9 protein-coding genes are annotated in these 9775 nt (G+C 66.1%); 6 read left to right on the top strand and 3 right to left on the bottom strand.

The window, feature by feature from the left end; translation table 11 throughout:
* Together ABID44_RS13445 and ABID44_RS13440 are read left to right on the top strand one after the other, a co-directional pair.
* Positions 1–210 (top strand): AMP-binding enzyme (locus tag ABID44_RS13445; RefSeq protein ID WP_435521461.1); only part of this gene is annotated, 210 nt, incomplete at its 5' end.
* A gap of 9 nt (positions 211–219) precedes the next feature.
* A complete protein-coding gene (locus ABID44_RS13440) occupies positions 220–957 on the top strand; it encodes an MOSC domain-containing protein (RefSeq protein ID WP_354152224.1) in 738 nt (245 codons plus the stop codon).
* Positions 958–978: 21 nt separating this feature from the next.
* Here the strand turns inward: ABID44_RS13440 and ABID44_RS13435 are convergent, their stop codons facing one another.
* A complete protein-coding gene (locus ABID44_RS13435; protein WP_354152223.1) occupies positions 979–1197 on the bottom strand; it encodes a DUF1674 domain-containing protein in 219 nt (72 codons plus the stop codon).
* A gap of 105 nt (positions 1198–1302) precedes the next feature.
* On the opposite strand from ABID44_RS13435, the gene htpX reads away from it, so the two are divergent.
* From htpX to purH, 4 genes are all read left to right on the top strand, one after another.
* Positions 1303–2346, top strand: a complete 1044-nt coding sequence (htpX, locus tag ABID44_RS13430; protein ID WP_354152222.1) for a zinc metalloprotease HtpX — start codon at positions 1303–1305, stop codon at positions 2344–2346.
* The gene (locus tag ABID44_RS13425; protein ID WP_354152221.1) at positions 2337–3767 is read left to right on the top strand and encodes an RsmB/NOP family class I SAM-dependent RNA methyltransferase; all 1431 of its coding nucleotides are present in this window, start codon (positions 2337–2339) and stop codon (positions 3765–3767) included. Before htpX ends, ABID44_RS13425 begins: the two co-directional genes overlap by 10 nt.
* 164 nt (positions 3768–3931) lie before the next feature.
* Positions 3932–5635: a heparinase II/III family protein gene (locus tag ABID44_RS13420; protein WP_354152220.1), complete on the top strand. Its 1704-nt coding sequence runs from the start codon at positions 3932–3934 to the stop codon at positions 5633–5635.
* A 106-nt stretch (positions 5636–5741) separates the two neighbouring features.
* A complete protein-coding gene (gene purH, locus ABID44_RS13415; protein WP_354152219.1) occupies positions 5742–7358 on the top strand; it encodes a bifunctional phosphoribosylaminoimidazolecarboxamide formyltransferase/IMP cyclohydrolase in 1617 nt (538 codons plus the stop codon).
* A 75-nt stretch (positions 7359–7433) separates the two neighbouring features.
* Here purH and ABID44_RS13410 read toward each other — a convergent pair whose 3' ends face one another.
* On the bottom strand, positions 7434–8816 hold the full coding sequence (locus ABID44_RS13410; RefSeq protein WP_354152218.1) for an MFS transporter: 1383 nt from the start codon (positions 8814–8816) through the stop codon (positions 7434–7436).
* A gap of 255 nt (positions 8817–9071) precedes the next feature.
* Positions 9072–9728: a TerC family protein gene (locus ABID44_RS13405; RefSeq protein WP_354152217.1), complete on the bottom strand. Its 657-nt coding sequence runs from the start codon at positions 9726–9728 to the stop codon at positions 9072–9074.
* Between the last annotated feature and the right edge of the window lie 47 nt (positions 9729–9775).

Raw genomic sequence — 9775 nt, 5'->3', positions numbered from 1 at the left:
GCCCATGTGCGCAAGGAGATCGGGCCGATCGCCTCGCCCGACAAGATCCAGTTCACGCCGGGCCTGCCCAAGACGCGCTCGGGCAAGATCATGCGCCGCATCCTGCGCAAGATCGCCGAGGACGACTTCGCAGCCCTCGGCGACACCTCCACACTCGCAGACCCAACCGTCGTCGACGAACTCATCCAAAACAGACAAAACAGGCGCTGAAGGAACGAAATGGCCGATATCGGGCATGTAGCGGAACTATGGCGTTACCCCGCCAGCTCACTGGGCGGGGAAATGCTTCCGGCGCTCGATTTCGGCCTTGACGGCGCGGATGGCGACAGATGCTACGGTCTCATCGACACGAGCGATGGCGAGATCGCCCGTCCCGACAGGCTGCCCAAATGGCGCAAGGCGCCACGCATCGCGGCGAGGCTCGATCAGACGCGCCGTCTGGAAGTGATGACGCCGGGGGGCGAATGGCTGGCCGCGCCGGGCGCGGACAGCCAGCGCGCGGTTTCGGACTATCTCGGCTTCGGGGCGGCGATCCTGCCCTTCGAAGGCGAGAACCCGGCCGGTTACGACGGCCCGCACACCCGCGCCCGCTATGAGAAAGCGCCGGTGCACCTGCTTACCACCGCCTCGCTGGCGCGCCTGAAAGCGCTTCACCCGGACGGCGTTCCGGACCGCCGCCGCTTCCGGCCATCGATCCTCATCGAGACGCCCGAAGTCGAAGGCCATTTTCCCGAAACGGAGTGGATCGGGCGCAGGCTCTCCATCGGCGATCTGGAATTGTCGATCGTCGAACCGTGCCGGCGCTGCGGCTTCACCATCATTTCACAGGAAGGCGTTCCCGACGATCCGGGCATATTGCGCACGCTTGTGCGCCACAACGCCCATAATATCGGCGTTTATTGTCGCGTGGAGAAACCCGCTCGGCTGCGCGCCGGCGACGCCATACGCCTGCATTGAAGGCCAGACGCGCTCGGGAAATCAGAAATCGCTGGTCAGCCCCTTCACTTCCCAATCGCCATAGCGGCCGGGCTCCTTGCCGCCACGCCCGCCGAGTTCGACGGGAAGCGACACTTCCGCAGCCTCATAGGCCTTGCGGCGCTCGACCGCCTCCTTCAGCGCCCGCTCGGCCGCGGGGCTCAGCGCCCTGGGCTCATCTTCCGTTGCGTCAGCAACCTTGTCGCCATCTTGATCCGTCATTTTCGTCCTGCCAAATAGATTGAAAGCTGGCCGTTCGTTTCCCATCATATAGCGAAGCCGGCGCGAGGGATCGACCCTTTGCGTGAAGACGTCGGAGAGTGACGAATGAACACATTGCGCACAGCCATGCTGCTGGCGGCCATGACGGCGCTGTTCATGGGCGTGGGCTACCTGATCGGTGGCGCGGGCGGCATGATGATCGCGTTCCTCATCGCGGCGGCGACGAACCTGTTCAGCTACTGGAACGCCGACAAGATGGTGCTGTCCATGCATCGCGCCGTCGAGGTCGATGAACGCAATGCGCCGGAATATTACGGCATCGTGCGGGAGCTCGCCTCGCGCGCCAGCCTGCCGATGCCGCGCGTCTACCTGATCGACAATCCGCAGCCCAACGCCTTCGCCACCGGCCGCAACCCGGAGAACGCCGCCGTGGCCGCGACGACCGGCCTGTTGCAGCGGCTTTCGCCCGAGGAAGTCGCCGGCGTGATGGCGCACGAACTTGCGCATGTGCAGAACCGCGATACGCTGACCATGACCATCGTCGCCACGCTGGCGGGCGCGATCTCCATGCTCGGCAATTTCGCGCTGTTCTTCGGCGGCAACCGCGACAACAACAATCCGCTGGGTTTCATCGGCGTTCTGGTGGCGATGATCGTGGCGCCCTTCGCCGCCATGGTGGTGCAGATGGCGGTGAGCCGCACGCGCGAATACGCCGCCGACCGGCGGGGCGCTGAAATCTGCGGAAGGCCGCTCTGGCTCGCTTCCGCCCTTGACAAGATCGCCCGCAACGCCGAACGCATCCACAATCCGGATGCCGAACGCAACCCGGCCACCGCCCACCTCTTCATCATCAACCCGCTTTCCGGCGAGCGCATGGACAATCTGTTTTCAACCCACCCCGATACCGGCAACCGCATCGCCGCCTTGCAGGCCATGGCGACCGAATGGGACGCCTCGTCCGGCGGCCCGACGATGGGTGGAGGCCAGCCCAACCCCGCTCCGGCTCCCCGGAACGCCCCGCAGGCGGATGCCGGCCACGCTACCGGTCCCTGGGGCGGGCGTCCGAAGGCGGAGCGCCCGGAGCCAGCACGGCCCGAAACCAACCCATGGGGCCGTAACCCTACCGGGCCGAAAGGCCCGTGGTCGTGAAGCCGGCAACGCCGGCCCGTCAGCGGCACGCATCCAGCCATCGCAAGCCCGGCCCGGCATCCCCCTCCACGCCTGGCCCCTCCGCGCCTGGCCCCTCCGCACCTGGCCTTGCCGCGCGCAAGGCGGCCGTGCGGCTGCTCGGCGCGGTCATCGACGCCCGCACGTCGCTGGACGGGCTGACCGACAACGAGCACGGCCATCCGCAATATATGGCGCTCGACATGCGCGACCGTGCGCTGGTGCGCGCCATGCTGGGCGCGGCGCTGCGCCACCGCATGACCATTGCCGCGCTGTTGGCGAAACGGCTGGAGAAGCCGCTGCCCGCCAATGCGACCGCGCTCGCCCACATCCTGCATATCGCAGCCGCGCAGATTCTGTTCCTCGACGTTCCCGACAGCGCCGCCGTCGACCTCGCCGTCACCCACGCCAAGTCCGATCCGCGCACGCAACGATTCGCCGGACTGGTCAACGCGGTGCTGCGCGCGCTCTCCCGCGTCAAGGAAACGGAACTCGGCCCCGCGCTCACAGCCACCGATGACGCTCCGCAATGGTTCGCGCACAGGCTGGCGCAAGCCTACGGCGCGGAACAGGCACGGGCCATCCTCGAAGTGCATCGTCTGGAAGCGCCCATCGACCTCACGGTAAAGTCCGATCCGCAATCATGGGCCGAACGCCTCGGCGGCATCGTCCTGCCGACCGGTTCGGTGCGGCTGGAAAAGCCGGATGGCGCAATCACGGTACTGCCGGGATTCGATGAAGGCGAATGGTGGGTGCAGGACGCGGCCGCCGCCCTGCCCGCACGGCTGATGGGCGACATCGCCCGCCGACGGGTTGCCGATCTTTGCGCCGCGCCCGGCGGCAAGACCGCACAGCTCGTTCATGCGGGCGCAGATGTCACCGCCGTCGACGCCTCGCAAAGCCGCCTGAAGCGCCTGGCCCGCAATCTCGAACGTCTTGGGCTGAAAGCGTCCGTCATTCACAGCGACCTGCTGGAATTTACGCCGCAGGAGCCATTCGACGCCGTTCTGCTTGACGCGCCCTGTTCCTCCACAGGAACGGTTCGCCGCCATCCCGACGTGCCATGGACGAAGACGCCCGAGGACATCGCCAGGCTTGCCGCGCTCCAGCGGCGGCTGCTCGACAAGGCCTTCACCCTGATTGGCCCCGGCGGAATCGTTCTGTTTTCAAACTGCTCGCTCGATCCGGTGGAGGGCGAAGAACTGATCACCGCCTTCCTCGCCGACACGCCCGAGGCGGAGCTGGAGCCGATCTCGCCGAACGACGCGCCAGGCATCGCACCTTTCATCACGGCGGAAGGCACGGTGCGCACCACGCCGGCAGGGCTCGACATGGGCTCGCCGGATCGTTCCGGCCTTGACGGTTTCTTCGCCGCAAGGCTGAAGAAGCGCGCCACGGAGTGAGGGCCAGCGCGCTTGCGCAAGCAGCCGCTTACGAAAGCATGTGGACAGAATGCGCCACGGCATGTCGCGCCGGTTTGAATTCAGCTTCGCATAACCTATTGAATCGCATAGTTTGTAAGCGAAACTGAGGTCACGAGAAGGCGTTGGCAACCGCTGCCGCAGATATGACACGCCTTTGGGCGCTGGTCGCAAGGGAGTTCTGGCGCGACGCGCGCCGGCGCCTGCGCGCCGGGCCGGCCTATCGCTGGCGCTATTCGGGGCGCACGCCCGAACGCGTCCTGATCGCCCCGCCGGACCTGCGCCTTGCCGACCCCCAGATCGCCACGGAAATCTATTACGGACGCTTTCCCCTCTCCGGCCGGATGGTCGAAACGGGCGGCGAATCGCCATTCAGGATCGAAGTTCCGCATCGCGGCTGGAAGCGCTCCCTGCACGGGTTCCGCTGGCTGCGCCATATGCGCGCCGCCAGCACGGAACTCGCTTCGGCCAATGCGCGCGTTCTGGTGAAGGACTGGATCGCCAATCACGGCGCCCATATTTCCGGAGTCGCATGGGAGCCCGGCGTCACCTCCAAGCGCATCATCGCCTGGCTTCAGCATTCCTCGGTGGTCTTGCACGGCGCGGACTTTCCTTTCTATCGCGCCTTCCTGAAATCACTCGCCATGCAGATCCGCTACCTGCGTTCGATCGCCCGCGAAATGCCCTGCGGTAAAGACCTGCTGCGCGCGCGCATCGCGCTCGCCTTCGCCGCCCTCTCCCTGCCCGTTCCGCCTTCGGCCTTGCGCAACGCCAGCCGCAATCTCGCGGAGGAACTGGACCGGCAGATACTGCCCGATGGCGGTCACATCTCGCGCAATCCGCTGCTGGTGCTGGAGTTCCTCGCCGATCTGCTGCCGCTGCGCCAGACTTACGCCAACCAGGCCGAGCAGCCCCCCTCCGCGCTGATGGGCGCGGTGGACCGCATGCTGCCGGCCCTGCGGTTCTTCCGCCACCAGGAAGGCAGCCTCGCCTGCTTCAACGGCATGGGCGCGACCGTGCAGGACCGTATCGCCGCAATCCTGCGCCATGACGACACCGCCGGCGCGCCTCTGCTGCACGCCCCCCATTCCGGCTATGAACGTCTGTCGATCGGCGATGTCACCGTGATCGCCGACACCGGCGCGCCACCACCGCTGGCTGTCTCGGGCGCAGCCCATGCCGGATGCCTGTCCTTCGAGCTGTCGTCCGGCCGCCATCATTTCATCGTCAACGCCGGCGTCGACACCTATGGCGACCCGGAATTCCGGCCTCTGGCGCGCGCCACAGCGGCCCATTCCACCGCCACGCTCAACGACACCTCCTCGGCCCGCTTCAGCCATTCCTCGCGCCTTTCGAGCCTTGTCGGCGCACCGCTCATCGGCGGCCCGCGTCATGTCCATTGCGAGCGCCGCGACGGCCCTGACCGGCACGGTTTCCTCGCCCGCCATGACGGCTACCTCCAGCGGTTCGGCCTGCTTCACGAACGCGAGTTGATCCTGCTGGATCGGGGCGGCGTCCTGATCGGTCGCGACAGCTTTCTGCGCGCCGGCGGCGATGCGGACCATGACGAGCGAAACGACCTCGTCACCATCCGTTTCCATCTGCACCCCGATATCAACCTGTTCACCGATTCTGGGGGCCACTTCGTGCTCACCTCCGACAATGGCGATGCGTGGATGTTCTCCTGTCCGGACGTCGCGCCGCAGGTTGAGGAATCGATCTACTTCGCCGGCATCGCCGGGCCACGAATCAGCCGTCAGTTTCTGCTCACCTTCAACGCATCGGCGCTGCCTGAAGTGCGCTGGCGGCTGAAGCGGGTGCGGCTGGCGGGCGCGGCGGTGCATGGCTGACGCACCGCCGGCCAAACCGGCTGGAAACGACAATTCGCGCGTTTGAATCCCTGCCCTCATGTGCTAGGCCGCCCCCAATCTTCCCGCAGCATGAAGGGCCGCTCGCATGGCTGTCGCCTCAAAGAAAATCCCCGCCCCCGATCTGGTGCCGGTGCGCCGCGCGCTGCTGTCCGTTTCAGACAAGACCGGCCTCGTCGATTTCGCGCGCGCGCTGGCTACGGCCGGTGTCGAGTTGGTCTCCACCGGGGGCACGTCGAAAGCCATCGCGGAGGCCGGCATAGCAGTGCGCGACGTGTCGGATCTCACCGGTTTTCCCGAGATCATGGATGGCCGGGTGAAGACGCTGCATCCGTCCGTCCACGGCGCGCTGCTCGGCATCCGCGACGACGCAGAACATGCAGAAGCCATGCGCGCCCACGGCATCGAGCCGATCGATCTTGTCGTGGTCAATCTCTATCCCTTCGAGGAAGTGCGGGCTTCCGGGGCGGACTACGCCTCCATCGTGGAAAACATCGACATAGGCGGCCCCGCCATGGTGCGGGCTTCGGCCAAGAACCATGCCTATGTCGCCATCGTCACCGATCCGGCCGATTACGCCGACGTGCTCGGAACCATGCAGGCAAACTCCGGCTCGCTTCCGCTGGACTTCCGCAAGCAGCTGGCGGCCAGGGCCTTCGCCCGCACCGCCGCTTATGACGCGGCGATTTCCGGCTGGTTCGCAGAAGCGCTGGAAATCGAGAATCCGGCATGGCGCGCTTTCGGCGGCAAGCTCGACAGCGTCATGCGTTATGGCGAGAACCCGCACCAGCAGGCCGGCTTCTACGTCAGCGGCGAGAAGCGGCCCGGCGTCGCCACGGCCAGACAATTGCAGGGCAAGCAGCTTTCCTACAACAACATCAACGACACCGACGCCGCCTTCGAGCTGGTCGGCGAGTTCGATTCCCGGCGCACCGCAGCGGTCGCCATCATCAAGCACGCCAATCCCTGCGGAGTCGCCGAAGGCGCGACCCTCAAGGAGGCTTATCTCAAGGCGCTCGCCTGCGATCCGGTTTCCGCCTTCGGCGGCATCGTGGCCCTGAACGGCCTGCTCGACGCCGAAGCGGCGGAAGAAATCGTCAAGACCTTCACCGAGGTGATCATTGCGCCGCAGGTCAGCGAAGAGGCGCAGGCCATCGTCGCCGCCAAGAAGAACCTTCGCCTGCTGGTCACCGGCGGCCTGCCCGATCCACGCGCGGCCGGAACGATGGTCAAGTCGGTCGCCGGCGGTCTGCTGGTGCAGAGCCGTGACAACGCCGTGGTCGACGATTTTGACCTCAAGGTGGTGACGAAGCGCGCCCCCGCGGAGACCGAGATGGCCGATCTGCGCTTCGCCTTCCGCGTCGCCAAGCATGTGAAGTCGAACGCCATCGTCTATGCCAGGGACAGGGCCACTGTCGGCATTGGGGCTGGCCAGATGAGCCGCGTCGATTCCTCGCGCATCGCCGCCCGCAAGGCGCTCGATGCGGCCGAGGCCGCCGGTTGGGCAGAACCGCTTACGCAGGGTTCCGTCGTGGCCTCCGACGCGTTCTTCCCCTTTGCCGATGGCCTGCTGGCGGCGGTAGAGGCCGGCGCGACCGCCGTCATCCAGCCGGGCGGCTCGATGCGCGACGACGAGGTGATCGCCGCCGCCGACGAACACGGCATCGCCATGGTGTTCACCGGCGCCCGCCACTTCCGCCACTGAGCAATTCCAGCAAAGCCGCAATGCGGTTTTGCGTTGGGAATATGTCCCCCTGCCTGTGAAGGCCGGGGCTGACCTTCAGCGCCCTTTCCGGTCCGCCGGATAGGGCGTGCCGGCCAGCAGCGCCATACCGGCCACCAGAAACAGAACGATCGTCGCCATGCCGAGGCGCGGCGAGCCGCTCAGCGCCGTCACGGTGGCCACGGTGAAAGGCGCTGCGAAGCTCGTCACCCGCCCGGCCAGCGCGTAGATGCCGAAATAGCGGCCGGCTTCCTCGGCGGTGACGCTGCGCGCCATATAGGAACGCGACGAGGCCTGCGCCGGCCCAAAGGCGACGCCGATCAGCAATCCGTAGAGGATGTAGGCCTTTTCCGCCGCCGTGCCGAACAGACCGCCCGAATCGGCGGCCGGCAGTTGCAGCGCGCCGAACAGTGTGTAGCCCGGCCCGGTTGAAACCACGCCGACCGTCGCGGCGCATAGCAGCGCCAGCGCGATCATCACCACGACCTTGGAGCCGAGCGCGGTGTCGAGCCGCGCCGCCACCCAGCAGCCGAAAATGGCCACGACATTGAGGATGATGCCGAAAATGCCGATCTCGGTGATCGACCAGCCGAACATCGCCGCCGCGAAAGCGCCGCCCAGCACGATCAGCGCGTTCACGCCGTCCTGATAGATCATGCGAGCGATCAGAAAGCGGAAGACGCCGGGACGCCTGCGCACCTCGCCAAGCGTGGACTTCAGTTCCGCCAGCCCCTGCCGGATAGCCGGCCGGACCGGGATTCCCTTCACGGCGTCTGGCGTGAACAGGAACATCGGCAGAATGAAGATCAGATACCACAGCGCCGAAAGCGGGCCCGTCGCGCGGGCGTCCTCGCCCAGTGCAGGATCGAGCCCGAATAGCGGCTTGAGACCGACGACGGTCAGCCCCGTGTCCGGCAGGGCGGCCAGGCACGCCACCACGAAGATCAGCACCACCATGCCGCCCAGATAGCCGAGCCCCCAGGCGACATTGGAGACGTGGCCGATCTGCTCTTTCGGAACGAGCCGCGACATCATCGAATCGTTGAACACGGTGGAGAATTCGGCCGCCACCGAGGCCAGCGAGAACACCGCCACCACCCAGAACAGACCGGAGCCCGGCGTCGCCAGCCACAGCAGGAAAAGGCAGGCGATCTTGATCGCGGCGAAGAAGGCGATCCACGGCTTGCGCGGTCCCGTCTGGTCGGCGATCGCGCCCAGAACGGGGGAAAGTATGGCGATGGCGAAACCGGCTGCGGCCACGCCATATCCCCATGCCGCCTGACCGGCGGCCGGATCGCTCGCCATGCGCGCAACGACGTAGGGGCCGAAGATGAAAGTGGTCACCACGGTGAAGAAAGGTTGCGCCGCCCAGTCGAACAGCATCCATCCCCAGACGCCGGCGCGCGATGCCTTGCGCGCCTCGATGCCCGTATCGCTCATGCCGTCTCCGTCCGCCTGCACGTTTGGAGCGCCGTGCGTCTTGCCGGACGCACAAAGGACGCTCTGTCACCTCGATGGAACATCGGAATAATCCGAAAAACGCGTACGCTTCCCGGTCCGACGTTCTGGCGCGCCATGTCTGCATGTTTTTGCGCGCTGTGCAAAATGTGTGTGACGGGACCGTCGCTTTGTTCCGGATGCCGGCGCAGGCGGAACTCACTGGCCGGGGCGTTTGCGCCCCGGCCAGTACGGAGATCAGGAGCCCTGAAGATAGGGCAGCACCTCGAAAACGCCGCGATAGATCATCTCGCAGGACACGTAGAGAATGATCACAAGGCCGACATAGGCGATCCAGCGGTATTTTTGCAGCACTCGGGCGATGAAGGACGCCGCAATGCCCATCAGCGCGATGGAGAGGGCCAGGCCGAAGACCAGAACGCCGGGATGCTCGCGCGCAGCACCAGCGACCGCCAGCACATTGTCGAGCGACATGGACACGTCGGCGATGACGATCTGCCATGCCGCCTGCGCGAAGGTCTTGCGCGGCGCGGTTCCTGCGATTGCGCCATCCTGGTCCATGTCGGACTCGGTGAGCGCTTCCATGCCCTGCGTTTCCTCGGCGGCGCTGTGACGCAGTTCACGCCACATCTTCCAGCACACCCACAAGAGCAGGACGCCGCCGGCGAGCAGCAGGCCGACGATCTGGAGGAGCTGGGTCGTGGCCGCCGCAAAACCAATGCGCAGCACGGTCGCGGCGATGATGCCGATGAGGATGGCCTTGGCGCGCTGCTCCTTGGGCAGGCCCGCCGCCGCCAGACCGATGACGATGGCGTTGTCGCCCGCCAGCACCAGGTCGATCATGATGACCTGGAACAGGGCCGTTAGGACCTCAGGCGTGAAGAATTCTGACATTGTGCACCCTTGCTTTCAGCTTGGGCGATCTGGCTCGCAAATAATTT

Origin of the sequence: Aquamicrobium ahrensii (genome assembly GCF_040545755.1) — a bacterium.
In the GTDB taxonomy this organism is placed as follows: domain Bacteria; phylum Pseudomonadota; class Alphaproteobacteria; order Rhizobiales; family Rhizobiaceae; genus Mesorhizobium; species Mesorhizobium ahrensii.
The sequence above is the reverse complement of the archived record's forward strand: the minus strand, read 5'-3'. Positions and strand labels throughout refer to the sequence as shown.

Excerpts from the sequence above, each read along its gene's own strand:
- ABID44_RS13410 (WP_354152218.1), bottom strand. The coding sequence starts at position 8,816 with ATGAGCGATACGGGCATCGAGGCGCGCAAGGCATCGCGCGCCGGCGTC.
- ABID44_RS13435 (WP_354152223.1), bottom strand. The coding sequence starts at position 1,197 with ATGACGGATCAAGATGGCGACAAGGTTGCTGACGCAACGGAAGATGAG.
- ABID44_RS13420 (WP_354152220.1), top strand. The coding sequence starts at position 3,932 with ATGACACGCCTTTGGGCGCTGGTCGCAAGGGAGTTCTGGCGCGACGCG.
- htpX (WP_354152222.1), top strand. The coding sequence starts at position 1,303 with ATGAACACATTGCGCACAGCCATGCTGCTGGCGGCCATGACGGCGCTG.
- purH (WP_354152219.1), top strand. The coding sequence starts at position 5,742 with ATGGCTGTCGCCTCAAAGAAAATCCCCGCCCCCGATCTGGTGCCGGTG.
- ABID44_RS13405 (WP_354152217.1), bottom strand. The coding sequence starts at position 9,728 with ATGTCAGAATTCTTCACGCCTGAGGTCCTAACGGCCCTGTTCCAGGTC.
- ABID44_RS13440 (WP_354152224.1), top strand. The coding sequence starts at position 220 with ATGGCCGATATCGGGCATGTAGCGGAACTATGGCGTTACCCCGCCAGC.